The 15,027-nt window shown below is 70.9% G+C and carries 14 protein-coding genes and 1 pseudogene; 7 read left to right on the plus strand and 8 right to left on the minus strand.

Annotation, left to right across the window (positions count from 1 at the left end):
• Positions 1 to 35: 35 nt before the first annotated feature.
• Entirely contained in the window at positions 36 to 1,775 is a 1,740-nt protein-coding gene (gene lysS, locus ACZ4RZ_RS31615) for a lysine--tRNA ligase (RefSeq protein ID WP_467749746.1), read from the minus strand.
• Positions 1,776 to 2,039: 264 nt separating this feature from the next.
• On the opposite strand from lysS, the gene argS reads away from it, so the two are divergent.
• Entirely contained in the window at positions 2,040 to 3,809 is a 1,770-nt protein-coding gene (gene argS, locus ACZ4RZ_RS31620; protein ID WP_467749814.1) for an arginine--tRNA ligase, read from the plus strand.
• A 10-nt stretch (positions 3,810 to 3,819) separates the two neighbouring features.
• On the opposite strand, the gene ACZ4RZ_RS31625 is transcribed toward argS, so the two are convergent.
• Both ACZ4RZ_RS31625 and ACZ4RZ_RS31630 read right to left on the minus strand, forming a co-directional pair.
• Complete coding sequence (locus ACZ4RZ_RS31625) at positions 3,820 to 4,719, minus strand: SAM-dependent methyltransferase (RefSeq protein ID WP_467749748.1); 900 nt, start codon at positions 4,717 to 4,719, stop codon at positions 3,820 to 3,822.
• Positions 4,720 to 4,832: 113 nt separating this feature from the next.
• Positions 4,833 to 5,069: pseudogene (locus ACZ4RZ_RS31630) on the minus strand (ATP-binding protein); the annotation flags it as partial.
• A gap of 32 nt (positions 5,070 to 5,101) precedes the next feature.
• Here ACZ4RZ_RS31630 and ACZ4RZ_RS31635 point away from each other — a divergent pair.
• Positions 5,102 to 5,296, plus strand: coding sequence for a Scr1 family TA system antitoxin-like transcriptional regulator (locus ACZ4RZ_RS31635; protein WP_467749749.1), 195 nt, complete (start codon positions 5,102 to 5,104; stop codon positions 5,294 to 5,296).
• On the opposite strand, the gene ACZ4RZ_RS31640 is transcribed toward ACZ4RZ_RS31635, so the two are convergent.
• The gene (locus ACZ4RZ_RS31640) at positions 5,280 to 6,254 is read right to left on the minus strand and encodes an ArsR/SmtB family transcription factor (protein WP_467749751.1); all 975 of its coding nucleotides are present in this window, start codon (positions 6,252 to 6,254) and stop codon (positions 5,280 to 5,282) included. The genes ACZ4RZ_RS31635 and ACZ4RZ_RS31640 overlap by 17 nt on opposite strands.
• 204 nt (positions 6,255 to 6,458) lie before the next feature.
• On the opposite strand from ACZ4RZ_RS31640, the gene ACZ4RZ_RS31645 reads away from it, so the two are divergent.
• From ACZ4RZ_RS31645 to ACZ4RZ_RS31655, 3 genes are all read left to right on the plus strand, one after another.
• On the plus strand, positions 6,459 to 7,340 hold the full coding sequence (locus tag ACZ4RZ_RS31645) for a DUF4253 domain-containing protein (RefSeq protein ID WP_467749752.1): 882 nt from the start codon (positions 6,459 to 6,461) through the stop codon (positions 7,338 to 7,340).
• A gap of 114 nt (positions 7,341 to 7,454) precedes the next feature.
• A complete protein-coding gene (locus tag ACZ4RZ_RS31650) occupies positions 7,455 to 8,027 on the plus strand; it encodes an RNA polymerase sigma factor (RefSeq protein WP_467749754.1) in 573 nt (190 codons plus the stop codon).
• Positions 8,027 to 8,308, plus strand: coding sequence for a hypothetical protein (locus tag ACZ4RZ_RS31655; RefSeq protein WP_467749756.1), 282 nt, complete (start codon positions 8,027 to 8,029; stop codon positions 8,306 to 8,308). The genes ACZ4RZ_RS31650 and ACZ4RZ_RS31655 overlap by 1 nt, the downstream gene beginning before the upstream one ends.
• Before the next feature lie 70 nt (positions 8,309 to 8,378).
• Here ACZ4RZ_RS31655 and ACZ4RZ_RS31660 read toward each other — a convergent pair whose 3' ends face one another.
• From ACZ4RZ_RS31660 to ACZ4RZ_RS31670, 3 genes are all read right to left on the minus strand, one after another.
• On the minus strand, positions 8,379 to 9,596 hold the full coding sequence (locus tag ACZ4RZ_RS31660; RefSeq protein WP_467749758.1) for an aminotransferase-like domain-containing protein: 1,218 nt from the start codon (positions 9,594 to 9,596) through the stop codon (positions 8,379 to 8,381).
• Positions 9,597 to 9,893: 297 nt separating this feature from the next.
• On the minus strand, positions 9,894 to 10,604 hold the full coding sequence (locus ACZ4RZ_RS31665; protein ID WP_467749760.1) for a DUF4232 domain-containing protein: 711 nt from the start codon (positions 10,602 to 10,604) through the stop codon (positions 9,894 to 9,896).
• A gap of 181 nt (positions 10,605 to 10,785) precedes the next feature.
• The gene (locus ACZ4RZ_RS31670; RefSeq protein WP_467749761.1) at positions 10,786 to 12,081 is read right to left on the minus strand and encodes a helix-turn-helix domain-containing protein; all 1,296 of its coding nucleotides are present in this window, start codon (positions 12,079 to 12,081) and stop codon (positions 10,786 to 10,788) included.
• A 165-nt stretch (positions 12,082 to 12,246) separates the two neighbouring features.
• Between ACZ4RZ_RS31670 and ACZ4RZ_RS31675 the strand changes: the two genes are divergently transcribed.
• Complete coding sequence (locus ACZ4RZ_RS31675) at positions 12,247 to 12,933, plus strand: DUF4232 domain-containing protein (protein WP_467749763.1); 687 nt, start codon at positions 12,247 to 12,249, stop codon at positions 12,931 to 12,933.
• Positions 12,934 to 13,033: 100 nt separating this feature from the next.
• Entirely contained in the window at positions 13,034 to 13,921 is an 888-nt protein-coding gene (locus ACZ4RZ_RS31680) for an NAD(P)-dependent oxidoreductase (RefSeq protein ID WP_467749765.1), read from the plus strand.
• Here ACZ4RZ_RS31680 and hemB read toward each other — a convergent pair.
• Entirely contained in the window at positions 13,907 to 14,905 is a 999-nt protein-coding gene (gene hemB / locus ACZ4RZ_RS31685; protein WP_467749767.1) for a porphobilinogen synthase, read from the minus strand. The genes ACZ4RZ_RS31680 and hemB overlap by 15 nt on opposite strands.
• Positions 14,906 to 15,027: the final 122 nt, after the last annotated feature.

The raw sequence follows: 15,027 nt of genomic DNA on the forward strand, positions 1-15,027 counted from the left end.
CACCGGGAGCCCCCTCCGTCGTACAGCCGAAACCGCTACGCGCCCAGCAGCTTGCGCACCCGGTCCTGCCCCACGGCCAGCAGCAGCGTGGGCAGCCGCGGCCCGGTGTCACGCCCGACCAGCAGGTGGTACAGCAGCGCGAAGAACGTGCGCTGAGCCACCTTGATCTCCGGCGGCAGCTCCTTGGCGGTGGCGTCGGCGGAGAAGCCGGCCTGGACCTTGGGGACGCCGTAGACGAGGTGGGTGAGGCCGTCCAGGGACCAGTTCGCCTCCAGGCCCTCAAGGAGCAGCCGCAGCGACTCGCGGCCCTGGTCGTCGAGCGACTTCAGGAGCTCCACGTCGGGCTCGTCGCGCACGACGGTGCGCTCCTCGGCCGGAACCTGCGTGTTGATCCAGGTCTCGGCCTTGTCGAGCCGGGGCCGGACCTCGTCGAGCGAGGTGAGCGGGTTCTCGGGGTCGAGCTCGCTCAGGATCCGCAGGGCCTGGTCCTGGTGGCCGGCGGTGATGTCGGCGACCGAGGCGAGGGTGCGGTACGGCATCGGCCGGGGGGTCTTGTGCAGTTCCCCGGCGGCGGTGCCCACCGCGCGCGCGTACGCGGCAGCGTCGGCCGGAAGGACCGCCCCGTCCGCCACCTTGCCCGCCAGCTTGTCCCACTCGTCGTACAGCCGCTGGATCTCCTGGTCGAAGGCGATCTTGAACGACTGGTTGGGCCGACGGCGGGCGTACAGCCAGCGCAGCAGCTGCGGCTCCATGATCTGGAGCGCGTCGGCCGGGGTCGGCACCCCGCCCTTGCTGCTGGACATCTTGGCCATGCCGCTGATGCCGACGAAGGCGTACATCGGGCCGATCGGCTGCTTCCCGCCGAAGATCCCGACGATCTGCCCGCCGACCTGGAAGCTGGACCCCGGGGACGAGTGGTCGACACCGCTCGGCTCGAAGATCACGCCTTCGTAGGCCCAGCGCATCGGCCAGTCGACCTTCCAGACCAGCTTGCCGCGGTTGAACTCGCTCAGCCGCACGGTCTCGGAGAACCCGCAGGCGGAGCAGGTGTACGTCAGCTCGGTCGTCTCGTCGTCGTACGCCGTGACCGTCGTCAGGTCCTTCTCGCACTGCCCGCAGTAGGGCTTGTACGGGTAGTACCCGGCGGCCGAGCTGCCGTCGTCCTCGGCGGCTGCCCCGGACCCTTCGGCGGCTTCGAGCTCGGCCTCGTCCACCTGCTTCTGGCCCTGCTTCTTGGCCGGGGCCTTCTTGGTCCGGTACTGGTCGAGGACCGCGTCGATGTCACCGCGGTGCTTCATCGCGAAAAGGACCTGCTCGCGATAGGCACCCGAGGTGTACTGCTCGGTCTGGCTGATCCCGTCGTACTCGACGCCGAGCTCGGCCAGCGACTTGATCATCGCGGCCTTGAAGTGCTCGGCCCAGTTCGGGTACTCCGAGCCCTTCGGGGCCGGCACGGAGGTCAGCGGCTTGCCGATGTGCTCGGCCCAGGACTCGTCGATGCCGGGGACTCCGGCCGGCACCTTGCGGTAGCGGTCGTAGTCGTCCCAGGAGAGCAGATGGCGCACGGTGTACCCACGTCGCCGGATCTCGTCCGCCACGAGATGCGGCGTCATGACCTCCCGGAGATTCCCCAGGTGGATGGGGCCTGAGGGGGAGAGCCCGGACGCGACGACGACGGGTTTGCCCGGGGCCCGACGCTCCGACTCCTCGATGACCTCATCCGCGTAACGGGAGACCCAGTCGGTGGTCTCGGTGCTCTGAGCCACGATCGGCACGTCCTTCTTTCTGATACGCCAGTACGGCTGACGGCACCATTCTCCCAGCTAGGTCGGGAAGCGCGAAAACGGCTTTTCACAGCCCCCTGGCCACTCCGCGGGTCGGCCCCCACGCACCCGCGGCCGCGGCCGGCACGGCCCGCCGCCCTCGACGGCAGTTGGCGCACGACGCACGGCCGGACACGGAGCGCGAAATTCGCTTGTCCCCCCATGGGATACTGGCCAGGTCTATCTGAATCCTTCGAGGAGAACGGCACCCACTCCATGGCCTCGGTCACGTCCCTCACCGCTTCCGTCCACCAGCGCCTCGCGGACGCCCTCTCGGCAGCCCTGCCGGAGGCCGGTTCCGCGGACCCGCTGCTGCGACGAAGCGACCGGGCCGACTTCCAGGCCAACGGGATCCTGGCCCTCGCGAAGAAGGCGAAGGCGAACCCGCGGGACCTGGCGACGCAGGTCGTCGAGCGGATCACCTCAGGCGACGTGATCAAGGATGTCGAGGTCTCCGGGCCCGGCTTCCTGAACATCACGATCACCGACAAGGCGATCACCGAGAACCTGGCGGCGCGGTACGCGGACGGCGAGCGCCTCGGCGTGCCGTTCGCGGAGCACCCGGGCACGACGGTGATCGACTACGCGCAGCCGAACGTGGCGAAGGAGATGCACGTAGGTCACCTGCGGTCGGCGGTGATCGGCGACGCGGTGGTCCAGATCCTGGAGTTCACCGGCGAGTCCGTCGTCCGGCGCCACCACATCGGCGACTGGGGCACCCAGTTCGGCATGCTCATCCAGTACCTGATCGAGCACCCGCACGAGCTGGACCACAAGGGCGGCGAGGTCTCCGGCGAGGAGGCCATGTCGAACCTGAACCGGCTGTACAAGGCCGCGCGGGCCGTCTTCGACTCCGACGAGGAGTTCAAGACGCGGGCGCGGCGCCGGGTGGTGGACCTCCAGGCGGGCGACCCCGAGACGATCGCGCTCTGGCAGGTGTTCGTGGACGAGTCGAAGATCTACTTCAACTCGGTCTTCGACAAGCTGGACATGCAGATCCGCGATGCGGACGTGGTCGGCGAGTCCGGTTACAACGACATGCTGGACGAGACGTGCCGCCTCCTGGAGGAGTCGGGCGTGGCGGTGCGCTCCGACGGCGCGCTGTGCGTGTTCTTCGACGACGTCAAGGGCCCGGACGGCAACCCGGTCCCGCTGATCGTGAAGAAGTCGGACGGCGGCTACGGCTACGCGGCGACGGACCTCTCCGCGATCCGGGACCGCGTCTTCAACCTGAAGGCCTCGACGCTCCTGTACGTGGTGGACGCCCGCCAGTCCCTGCACTTCAAGATGGTCTTCGAGACCGCGCGCAGGGCGGGCTGGCTGAACGACGACGTGAAGGCGCACCAGCTCGCCTTCGGCACGGTCCTCGGCAAGGACGGCAAGCCGTTCAAGACGCGTGAGGGCGAGACGGTACGGCTGGTGGATCTGCTGGACGAGGCGATCGAGCGTGCCACGACGGTTGTCCGCGAGAAGGCCGAGAAGGTGGGCCTGGGCGAGCAGGAGATCGTCGAGAACGGTCGCTACGTCGGAATCGGCGCCGTGAAGTACGCCGACCTGTCCACGTCCGCGGTACGGGACTACAAGTTCGACCTGGACCAGATGGTCTCGCTGAACGGCGACACGTCCGTGTACCTCCAGTACGCGTACGCCCGTATCCAGTCGATCCTGCGCAAGGCGGGGGAGGCGCGCCCGGTCGCCCACCCGGAGCTCGAACTCGCCTCGGCCGAGCGGGAGTTGGGCCTGCACCTGGACCGCTTCGCGGAGACGATCGCGGAGGTCGCCGCCGAGTACGCCCCGCACAAGCTGGCGGCGTACCTCTACCAGCTGGCGTCCCTCCTGACCTCGTTCTACGACAAGTGCCAGGTGCTGAGCGACGACAACCCGACGGAGGTCGTCGAGAACCGCCTGTTCCTCGTCGACCTCACGGCCCGCACCCTGCACCAGGGCATGGCCCTGCTGGGCATCAGGACGCCCGAGCGGCTCTGATCGTCTGCGATCAGCCCTTGCGGCCCGTGGCGGTATAGAAGTTGATGTCCGCGTCCGTGGCGTCGTTGATGTCACGGAAGCGGATCTTCTCTATGTCGTCGAGGGTGGCGAGGTAGGCGGGGTCGGCCGTCTCCGGGACGGGGCCGTTGCCGTCCGGGCGCCAGCGGTGACCGAGCACGACACCCGGGTCGTCCAACACCAGGCCGTTGTCTGCGAAGAAGCGCTCGACGTCCGCCTTGGAGCGCAGCACGAAGGTGAAGCCGCGCTCGCGGAAGGTCTGGGCGACCCTGCCGATGTTCTCGGGGTTGACGTCCGCCGTGAGGTGGCTGAGGACGAGCCGGCCGCCGGACGGCAACGCGTCGAGGAGCTCGCGGACGACCGGGTACGCCTCCGCGTCCTCGACGAAGTGGAGCACCGCCCCGAGCACAAGGGCGACGGGCTGGTCGAAGTCGAGGGTCTTGGCGGCCTGTTCGAGGATCTGGGCGGGCTGTCTGAGATCCGCGTCGAGGTAGTCCGTCCGCCCCGCGGGCTCGCTGGTGAGCATGGCGCACGCCTGGGCCATGACGACGGGGTCGTTGTCGACGTACACGACCCGTGAGTCCGGCGCGATGCGCTGGGCGGTCCGGTGGACGTTGTCCTGTGTCGGCAGACCCGTGCCGATGTCCAAGAACTGCCGGATGCCCTCCTCCGCCAGCGCGGTCACTGCGCGGCGCAGGAAATCCCGGTTGTGCCGGACGTCGAGGTAACCCCGCGGGTTCGCGGCGAGCGCGGCGGCGGCCGCGACACGGTCGACCGGGTAGTGGTCGCGGCCCCCGAGGAGGGCGTCGTAGACCCGTGCCGGGTGGGCCTTCGTGGTGTCGATCCTCCATCGCAGTACAGCGGCGTCCTGGCCGAGAGCGTCACCGGGCATACAGCGTCCCCCTGAAGAGTCCCGTCTCTGAAGGCCCAACAACCTAGCTCCTGGAGGGAGTTGATCGCGTCCGAGTCGACAAGTCCTTCACGTACCGAGGCCGCCCCACCCGCGAACTCGCACCACACCGACTTCCCCAGCCTCCGCTCCTCCACGCCCCACTTGTCACTGAGCGCCGCCACGAGCAGCAGCCCGCGCCCGCCCTCGTCCGCGTCGTCCGCGATGCGCGGGGTCCCGGGCCCGCTGTCGTGCACCTCCACCCTCACCACGTCCCCCTCGTACCGCAGGAACAGCAGAAACCCGCGCCCGGGCGGCACCCCGTGCAGCAGCGCGTTGGTCGCGAGCCGAGTTCGACCAGTTCCCGCTCTTCGCCGAGCAGTACATGGTGCACGAGCGCGAGGCGGTGGCCCTGCCCTGGTACGACGCCGTGGTCATCCCCGGCCTGCTGCAGACCGAGCCATACGCCCGCACGGTCCTGGGCGAGCGCGTACCGGCGTACGACGAGGACGAGATCGCGACCAGGACGGCGGCCCGCATGGAGCGCACCGCCTGGGCCGCCTTCACCGCCACGAGGTGACGGTCTCCGTCCCCGCCCCCGTCAGCAGCTCCAGCCCCAACGGCGTGCACTCGTGCCAAACGGCCTTGCCCTCCCGTTGAGTTGTGATCAGGCGGGCGTCCCGCAACGCTTTCGCGTGCTCCGACGCCGAGGACTTGCTGATGTCGAGCTCGCGGGCGAGGTCGCTGGTCGTGCGCTGGCGTACAAGGAGTTCCAGGGCGGCGGCGCGCGTGCGGCCGAGGAGCGCGCCGAGCGGGCCTCCTCGCGCCCCGTCGGAGACGGCCGCGCGCTGCTCGTGCAGCGGTAGCGGGGCCGCCGCCGGGTAGAGCAGGATGCCCGGGGCGTCCTCGTGCCGGGAGATCATCGGGCGTCCGGTCCACAGGGTGGACGGGTGCAGGACGAGCCCGCGCCCGGACAGGACCGCGTCCACCGTCGCACCCCGGCCGCCCACCTCGTCGTACACCAGCACCGTCCCCTCCCACCGCCCGCCGGGCCACAGCCCGGCCAGGGTGGTGCGGATGCCGTACTGGCCCAACAGCTTGGTCCTCCACGCCCGTTCCGCGTCGAAGGCGGCCCGGACGGTCGGCCATGCCTCCGCCAGCAGGCTGCCGTACGCGCTGCGCAGGGCGCGTTCGAGGTCGGTCCAGGCCTCGCGGTCAGCGTCGGCGAGCCGGCGCAGCCAGGGGGTGGAGGCGAGGACGTCCGGTACACGGCGGTCCAGTTCGGCGCGGACACGGTCGGGCGGGGTGCGGAGGACGGTGTCGAGGCCGTCCTCCAGACCAGAGCCGAGGGGGTCGAGGAACAGGGGGCTCCTGGCGGAGGGCGGAATGAGGTCGAGCAGGGGCCTGGCCTCGTCCGGGAAGGCCGCGTGGGCGCGGTGCTGCCAGCGCCTGAGGACGGCGGGAGTGTCGTGTCGCCGCAAGACGGCTACGGCGAAGCCGAGTTCCATCAGCGGGGCGGGTTCGGGCGCGAACGACACGCGTAACAGGTCATCGGCCGTGAAGTGCACCCGCAGCATTCCGCCACCACCCGCCTCGGCACGGTTCGGCCAGAGCCGAAACCATCGCGTGTACCTCCGAACCCACGAATTATGGGCCCCGGGGGGAGCGGCCGCCATGCCGCACGGGGGAGGCATGGCGGCCCACGCACGCCTCTGTCAGTGCCTGCCCCTACAGTCGGCGGCATGGCGACTCTTCCCAACCCGCTGCCGCAGCTGGCGGCCGACCCGAGCGGCCGCTCGCTCGGGCTTGAGCTCCCGCCCGGGAGACTGATCGACGCGACGGACGAGGATCCGTGGCACGAGCCGTTGCTGTGGCATGCCGACGGGCCGGCGGCCCCCGGCGGCTGGGCGGCACTGGAGCCCGCCCGGCGGACGTCGGGCCTGCTGCCGCTGCTCATAGACATCGGCGGCAGCCAAGGCGGTCCGGAGGACTGGGAGTTGATGCCCAGCGAGGTGTCGTATCCCGGGGATCACGACGCCGAGGAGGTGCTCGCGGAGTACTGGGAGGAGTACGCCCAGGACGCACCCGACCCGCAGGAGGACTACCCCGGCAAGGAGACGGTCGTCGAGCTCTTCGGCGAGCCGCACGCGTACGAGGAGACGGTCGCGCCGTACGGATCCGAGTGGCCGGGCCTCGCACCCACCATCGGGCGGGACGCTGACCCCGACGCCCGCGCCGCCGAGGTCGTCGACTCCCTCGCGGACAGCGGCACTTGGCTGAAGGAGCCCCGCCTGGCGCTCGTTCCGGCGCGCCGCAGCGCCGACGTCCCGGCGGCGATCGGCTGGTCCGGCCCCGTGAACTACGAGGGCGACGTGGCGCGCCTCTGCGCCGTCCTGCGCTCCTGGGAGGACCGCTTCGGCATACGCGTCGTGGCCCTCACCTTCGACCAGCTCGTGCTGTCCGTGGCCGCCCCGCCCACCACCATGAGCGAGGCCGAGGCCGTCGCCGCCGAGCACTTCGCCTTCTGCCCGGACAACATCACCCAGGGCGACCACGAGACGCTCCGCGCGTACGCCGCACACGAACTGCTCGGCAAGCAGGTGTGGTCCTTCTGGTGGGACTGAGTCCCCTCCGGAGCGCGGGAATCGCGGAACGGGAACTCGATCGCGGGCATCGGCCAACAACAGGCGACCATGCCCGCGCCTTCGAGGGAAATCCATGAGCCCAAGAGGCGACCAGTGACCGCCTCACCGAGCGTCGGAGTCCACCGTGCCCTGCGCACGGACGAGGATGCCGACTCCGACGCCTCGGTGATCGAACGGTCCTGGGATGAGCCCGACGCGTTCGCCGTGCTGTTCAACCGCTACGCCGACGACATTCACCGGTACGCGGCCAGGCGGCTCGGCACGGAGGCGGCCGACGACCTGATGGCCGAGACCTTCGTGATCGCCTTCCAGCGGCGCCGCCGCTACGACCTGTCGCGGCCGCAGGCGCGCCCTTGGCTGTACGGGATCGTCACCAACCTCGTCGGTGAGCACCGGCGGGCCGTGGCACGCCGTCTCCGGGCGCTGTCGCGGATCGCCTCCACGGCTCCGGGCGAGGGCGGCGGCGGCGAGCCGGTGGCGGAGCGGGTGGCCGCCCGGGTCAGCGCCGAGAGCGCCCGCGGCGCACTGGCGGGCGCGCTCGCCAAGCTGCCGGCCCGCTACCGGGACGTACTGCCGACCCGGACGAGCTCCTCAAGTGGCTCAGGCACGCTCACGACAGCAATGCCCTCACCGACCAGATCGCGTACACGGACGCCTGCCTGCTGATGCGCGGTCCGCGCGTCATGCCGCCCGGGCTGCAGGCCGCCGCGTTCGAGGCCGTCGCGAAGCTGCCCGGCATCAAGCTGGACGACGACGTGGACGCGCTCGGCCGACACGGGATCGGGATCTCCTACCCCAAGGCGTCCTTCGGTCTCGTCTTCGACCGGGAGACCTACGCCTACCTGGGCATGCGCCAGGAGGGCATCAAGGACGGGAAGGCGAAGTCCGTGGAGGTCAAGGGCCTTGTGAAGGCGGCGGTGGTGGACAGGCTGGGCCAGCGCCCCTGAGACCGGACGGCCCTGACGGGATGACGGGCCAAGAGGGGCTGGGCGACCATGAGGGTATGCACTCCAACGCCTAGCCGCGCAGTCCCCTCCCCAGCCGCCGCAGACCCTCCCCGATCTCCTCCGGGGTCTGCGTGACGAAGCAGAGCCGCAGGGTCGCGGGGTCGGGCTCACCCGCGTAGAACGGCGCCCCGGGCACATACGCCACGTCCTGCTCCACTACGCGTGGCAGCAGGGCCGTGGTGTCGTACGACTCGGGCAGCCGGGCCCAGAGGAACATGCCGCCCTCGGGCCGGGTCCAAGTGGACCCGGCCGGAAGGGCGTCGGCGATGCCGGCGAGCATGGCGTCGCGCCGCTCGCGGTAGACGCCCGCGACCCGGGCCACATGGGCGTCCAGGTCCCGGTCGGCCAGGTAGCGTGCGGCGGCGAGCTGGTTGACGGTCGGGGTGTGCAGGTCGGCGGCCTGCTTGGCGACGGCACAGGCCCGGCGCAGCGCGGCGGGCGCGCGCAGCCAGCCGAGCCGCATCCCGGGCGCCATCACCTTCGAGAACGACCCGAGGAGCACAGTCCGGTCCCCGGCGCCGTCGTACGAGGCGATCCACGGCACCCGCTCGCCCTCGAAGCGGAGCTCTCCGTACGGATCGTCCTCGACGATCCACAGCCCGCGCCGCGCGGCCACGGAGGCGATGGCGGCCCGCCGCTCGGCTGCCATGGTCCGGCCGGTCGGGTTCTGGAAGGTCGGCACGGTGTAGAGCAGCTTGGGGCGCTCTCGTACCACCAGTTCTTCCAGTGCTCGCGGATCGATGCCGTCCGCGTCGCCCGGCACGGCGATCACCCGGGCTCCCGCGAACCGGAACGCCTGAAGTGCCGCCAGATAGCAGGGCTCTTCGACGAGCACGGCGTCGCCGGGTTCGAGCAACGCGGTGGCCAGCAGGGACAGCGCCTGCTGCGACCCGGTGGTCACGAGTATCTCGTCGGCCTCGGTCGTCAGACCGCGCCGGCTCGTGCGCTCGGCGAGCGCGGCCCGCAGCCCGGGCTCTCCCTCGGTCGTCGCGTACTGCAGCGCCCGCTCGGGCACCTCCGCCAGCACGTCCCGGAACGCGGCGGCGATCCCCTCCGCGTCGAACAGCTCCGGCGCGGGCAGCCCGCCCGCGAAGTTGATCACCTCGGGCCGTGCCGTGACCGCGAGAATGTCCCGCACCGGTGACCCACCGACCTCGGCGACCCGTGCGGCGAGCGGGGGCACGGGCGAGCCGGCGCTCACGACATCGACATGCTCGGCAACGGTCACGACGCGGCTCCTTCTGTGCGGCTACTTCGTGCGGGCAGCCTAGGAGGGTAGCTGCCCTCTACACCGGTCAATTCCGCGATACGGACGCGGCACGCGACGCAGGGTGCTCCCAGGGCTTGACGGCCGTGGCGGCGCACACGTCGATGTCCGCGTACGTGAGGTCGTTGACATTGATGTCGCGGTGACCGTTGCCGATGGCCAGGCACTGTCACCGGGCACAAAGCCTCTCCCTGGAGAGTGAGGTTATTCAACGGGCAACAACCCAACTGTCCAGGGGACTTGACAGCGCCCAGGGCGTCAGGAGGGCTTCGTCGCGGATACGGCGGTGACGGTCACCTTGTCGTCGCACTCGGCCAGGACGCCGTCGTCGAGGGCGACTTGGTGCGACCCGGCGGCCGGGAGACCCACCACCAGGGTCGGATAGGTGACCGGCGTGGATCCGGACACGCAGTAGCCGTCGGCCTCGCCCTGGACCTGAATGAACGTCAGCTTCGTCCATGCCTTGCCGCCAGGTGCGACCAGCACCTTGGACGCGGAGCCCGACGGGGTCACCTTGAGCGGTCGGTTCTTCTCCGGGGAGCCGTTGCCCGCCCCCGCCACCGTCGGATGGCCCTGGACGAGGCACGGCTTGCCGGACACATTGGTGAACTCGACGATCGCCGCTCCGGTCCCGGTGCCCTCCGGCCGGACTTCGGCCTGGTGCATCGACGCCTCCAGGTCGGACGCGGCACACGTCTTGGCGGACGCGGACGCCGAGCCGGCGGCCGAGGGAGAGGCGCTCCCCGCGGGCCGCGTCGACGAGTCCGTGCCGGCGGGTCGCGACGCCGCGGAAGTCGGGGCGCCGGAGGAGGCCGCCGGCTTGGCCGGTACGCCCGACGGCGAAGCGGCCGACCCGGCCCCGTTCCCGCCCGGCTGACACGCGGTCATGAGCAGGGTGGCCGCCGACGCGGTCACCATCGCCAGAGCGGCTCTGCGGATACCCGTCCGGTGCTGCGTCCCGTTCTGCATGAAATCCCCCGAAGTAGAAGTTCAGGTGCCTGTCTCTCATCGGCACTCGTCGCTTCAGAGCGCAGTGCGGGCTTCGGGGGTTCACTCGTTGGGGGGTCTGTGGCACGACGGTGACAGAGCACGTCCGGGACCGCGACCCAGGGCCGTCCGGCGGATCATGTCGAAGACGCGGGGCCCGGCCCTAGCCGGCGGGAGCCGTCTCCCACTCGCTCCCGCCCAGCGGATAGTCGTACGCCGGCCGCCCCGTGTTGCCGCTCGTGCGGAACGCCTTCCCCTTGTCGTCGATCCGCACCGTCCCGTGCCGGTCCCCGCTGGACCAGTCCAGCTCCAGATACCAGCTCACGTCGTGCGCCCGCGCGTCCGCGAACACGTAGAAGACCTCGGGATCGGACTCGCTGACCTTGTAGGGGAAGTCACGCTGCCCGGCCTTGGGCGTGGCCACGGGCCGCCCCGTGTCGAGGTCCACGTGGAACGAGGCGGTCTCCACGCCACCGCCGCACCCGACGCCCATCGCGTAGTCGTTCCAGGCGAGCGGCGCGCCCTTGCCCACCACGCGCACATGCAGCGCCTCCAGTACGACGGTGGCCTTCCCGGTGCCCTGCACCGTCAGCGCGACCATCTGCTCCCCGCCGGGGACCCCGCCGAGCGCCGTGACCCACCCGCGCGCGTCCGACTCGGTCGGCGGCGGGGGCACTTGTGCGGCCTTGCGGTTCACCAGGTAGTGCTGGCTGCACGGGCCGTCCCACTTATACGGATTGGTGGCGACGGCCGGTGCGGTGGCGCCGTCCTCGGAGGCCACGTCGTCGGAGGCACGGTCCCGCACATCGGCCCCACTGCCCCGCGAGACGGCCGCCTCGGGACTGCCACTGCGCGAAGCGGATACCGAGGAAGACGGGGGCTTCGCACCGGACGAGGCGCCGGCATCGGACGGGCCGGGGGTGTGCGACGCGGCGGCACCCACGGACCTTGCCTCGTCGCGGCCGTCGCCCTTGCCGGGCACAAGGTTCACGACAAGTGCGGCGGACACGACGGCGGCAGCCACAGCGGCGCCGGCGAGCGCGACGGTACGCCGCCGCCCACCGCCCCCGGCTTCCGGCTCCGGCTCCGGCTCCGGTACGGCATCGGGGGCGCCCGTGGCCGGAGCCTCCGCGGCTGAAGTCTCCGTTTCCGGGATCTCCACCCCCTTGCGCCCCCGCAGCACATCGGCCTGCACCCACCTCCGGTGAAGCTCCACCAGCTCCTCCGGAGTCGCCTTGCACAACCGGGCGAACCGCTCCACGGGCGCGTAGTCCGTCGGTACGGCATCCCCGTTGACGTACCGGTGAAGCGTCGACGCACTCACATGCAGCCGCTTGCCGAGCACCCCGTAACTGAGTCCGGACCGCTCCTTCAGCTCCCGCAGCAGCTCCGCGAACTCGTCCCCCGCCACCATTCCTCCATCCCCCGTGTCCCGGGCCGCGTTCCAGGGGGACGCCATTCCCCCAGGTCAGACCCCGTGCGAACATTCCGGCGTCCCGAATACCCCGGCAACCGTGGCGGCCGGGACGGATCACCGCACAAGCTGGGGTCATCCAAGCACGCCGCTCTCCTCGACCGGTCGAGCGGCCACTCCAACCAGCCACACCACACAGGGGGATCACCCATGTCCGCACGCACCGCCCGCACTCGTCTCCTCGCCGCCACGACGGTCGCGCTCGCCGCGCTCGCCCTCTCGGCGTGCGACAACGGGAAGGGCGTACGGGACGAGGGCCCGTCCTCCGCGTCCAAGCCCTCCACTCAGCCGAGCCGGTCGGCGCCCGCCGGGGGCTCGACGGCGAAGCCGGCCGGGAACACCGGCGGCACGACGGGCGGCTCCACGGCCAAGAGCACCGGAGGCACGACCGGCGGATCCACCGGCACGTCCAACGGCGCCGGCACCACCCGCAACACCCCCTGCAACGGCGCCAACACCAAGACCACCGCTACCGAAGTCACCCGCCCCCTCAACCACCTCCTCCTCACCGTCACCAACACCGGCTCGAAGAACTGCGACCTCACCGTCTACCCCATCGCCCGCTTCGGCGAGGCCCAGGCGGTCCCCCCGGTCGCGGAGGAGACCCACCCCCAGGCGGTCGTCACGCTCGCTCCCGGCGAGTCGGGCTACGCGGGCGTACTCCTCTCCGCCGGCGACGGCAGCGGCGGGAACGGCTACACGGCCAAGACCCTCACGGTCGCCTTCGACAAGGGCAGCAGCGCACAGCCGGCGCTCCCCGCGAAGGGCGTGTACGTCGACGACAAGCTCACGGTGACGTACTGGCAGCAGAGCCTGGACGACGCGCTGGCCTACTGAGAGCGCCCGAGGGCTGCCGCGGCTCACTTACCAAAGGGTCAGCAGCTGACCAATAAGTGGGTACTTGTGGCGAGTTGGGGGCCCGACCAGCATGTTCGTCATGACGACACCATCCGACGATCACGCCAAGCCCCCGGTCGGCGTCCTCGGCCTCGGCCGCATGGGCACGGCCCTGGCCGCCGCCTTCCTGAAGGCGGGCCACCCCACGACGGTCTGGAACCGCACACCGTCCAAGACGGGCCCCCTCACCGCCCAGGGCGCCGTCCCGGCCGGGACCCCCGCCGAGGCCATCACGGCGGGCCCCCTCACTCTCGTCTGCCTCACGACGTACGACGACGTGACCGAGCTCCTCCGCCCGCACACCACCGCCCTCACGGGCCGCACCCTGGTGAACGTCACCAACGGAACGCCCGTCCAGGCAAGGAAGCTGGCGTCCTGGGCCGAGGAGCACGGCATCGCGTACGTGGACGGCGGCATCATGGCCGTACCGCAGATGATCGCCACCTCGGCGGCGTACGTCCTCTACAGCGGCGACGAGCGGGCGTACGCGAAGCACCGCAGCACCCTCGCCGCCCTTGGCGGCACCCGCTGGACCGGCGCGGATCCGGGCCTGGCGGCGCTGTACGACCTGTCCCTGCTGACGGGCATGTACGGGATGGTCGCGGGGGTGGCCCAGGCCTACGCCCTGATCCGCTCGGAGGGCATCCCCGCCGGGGGGTTGGCCCCCCTGCTGCAGAACTGGCTGACGGCGATGGTGAACGGCCTGGTGCCCGACACGGCGGACGCCGTCGACACCGGCCGCCACCTCACCGACGTCTCCAGTCTCGCCGTGAGCCAGGCGGCCTTCCCCGGGCTCCTGCACACCTTCACCGACCAGGGCGTGCGCACCGAACTCTTCGAGCCGATGCGCGAGTTGCTGGACCGGGCCATCGCCGAGGGGTACGCCGACGACGGCCTCTCACGGCTGGTGGAACTACTGGCGTCCTAGCTTCTGCGCGACTTCGGTGGCCCAGTAGGTGAGGATGTTCCGCGCACCCGCCCGCTTGATGCCGGTCAGGGTCTCCAGGATCGCCTTGTCCCGGTCGATCCAGCCCTTCTCCGCGGCCGCCTCGATCATCGAGTACTCGCCGGAGATCTGGTACGCGGCGACGGGCACGTCGACCGAGTCGGCGACCTTCGCGAGGATGTCCAGGTAGGGACCCGCCGGCTTGACCATCACCATGTCGGCCCCCTCCTCCAGGTCGAGGGCCAACTCCCGCATGGACTCCCGCGCGTTGGCGGGATCCTGCTGATACGTCTTCCGGTCGCCCTTCAGGGAGGAGGCGACGGCCTCCCGGAACGGGCCGTAGAAGGCGGAGGAGTACTTGGCGGTGTAGGCGAGGATGGCGACGTCCTCACGCCCGATCTGGTCGAGGGCATCCCGGATGACCCCGATCTGGCCGTCCATCATGCCGCTGGGCCCGACGATGTGCGCACCGGCGTCGGCCTGGACCTGAGCCATCTCGGCGTACCGCTCCAGGGTCGCGTCATTGTCGACGCGCCCGTGCTCGTCCAGGACCCCGCAGTGCCCGTGATCGATCGTCTCATCGAGACACAGGTCGGACATCACCAGCAGTTCGTCGCCGACCTCGGCGCGCACATCGCGGATCGCGAGCTGCAGAATCCCGTCCGGATCCGTACCCGGCGTCCCGACCGCGTCCTTCTTCTCGTCCTCCGGCACGCCGAACAGCATGATCCCGGAGACCCCGGCCTCCAGCGCTTCCACGGCCGCCTTCTTCAGGCTGTCCCGCGTGTGCTGCACGACGCCGGGCATCGCCGCGATCGGCACCGGCTCGCTCACGCCCTCCCGCACGAACGCGGGGAGGATGAAGTCGGCGGGGTGCAGGCGGGTCTCGGCGACCATGCGCCGCATCGCGGGCGAGGTACGCAGCCGCCGCGGCCGCGTACCGGGGAAGGATCCGTACTTGGTCATGCCCTCTACGCTACGCCCGCTCCACCGGCCCCCTTGCCGACAGCTTGCCGGTACGTGTGGCGGGGGGCTGGGGTGGGGGCTTGTCGCGCAGTTCCCCGCGCCCCTTCAGGGGCGCGGGGAAC

Source organism: Streptomyces sp. NPDC027189 (assembly GCF_055566975.1).

Coding starts and splice junctions, on each gene's coding strand:
- ACZ4RZ_RS31655 (WP_467749756.1), top strand. CDS start 8,027: ATGCGCGGTCCGCGCGTCATGCCGCCCGGGCTGCAGGCCGCCGCGTTC.
- hemB (WP_467749767.1), bottom strand. CDS start 14,905: ATGACCAAGTACGGATCCTTCCCCGGTACGCGGCCGCGGCGGCTGCGT.
- ACZ4RZ_RS31625 (WP_467749748.1), bottom strand. CDS start 4,719: ATGCCCGGTGACGCTCTCGGCCAGGACGCCGCTGTACTGCGATGGAGG.
- ACZ4RZ_RS31670 (WP_467749761.1), bottom strand. CDS start 12,081: ATGGCGTCCCCCTGGAACGCGGCCCGGGACACGGGGGATGGAGGAATG.
- ACZ4RZ_RS31675 (WP_467749763.1), top strand. CDS start 12,247: ATGTCCGCACGCACCGCCCGCACTCGTCTCCTCGCCGCCACGACGGTC.
- argS (WP_467749814.1), top strand. CDS start 2,040: ATGGCCTCGGTCACGTCCCTCACCGCTTCCGTCCACCAGCGCCTCGCG.
- ACZ4RZ_RS31645 (WP_467749752.1), top strand. CDS start 6,459: ATGGCGACTCTTCCCAACCCGCTGCCGCAGCTGGCGGCCGACCCGAGC.
- ACZ4RZ_RS31635 (WP_467749749.1), top strand. CDS start 5,102: ATGGTGCACGAGCGCGAGGCGGTGGCCCTGCCCTGGTACGACGCCGTG.
- ACZ4RZ_RS31665 (WP_467749760.1), bottom strand. CDS start 10,604: ATGCAGAACGGGACGCAGCACCGGACGGGTATCCGCAGAGCCGCTCTG.
- ACZ4RZ_RS31680 (WP_467749765.1), top strand. CDS start 13,034: ATGACGACACCATCCGACGATCACGCCAAGCCCCCGGTCGGCGTCCTC.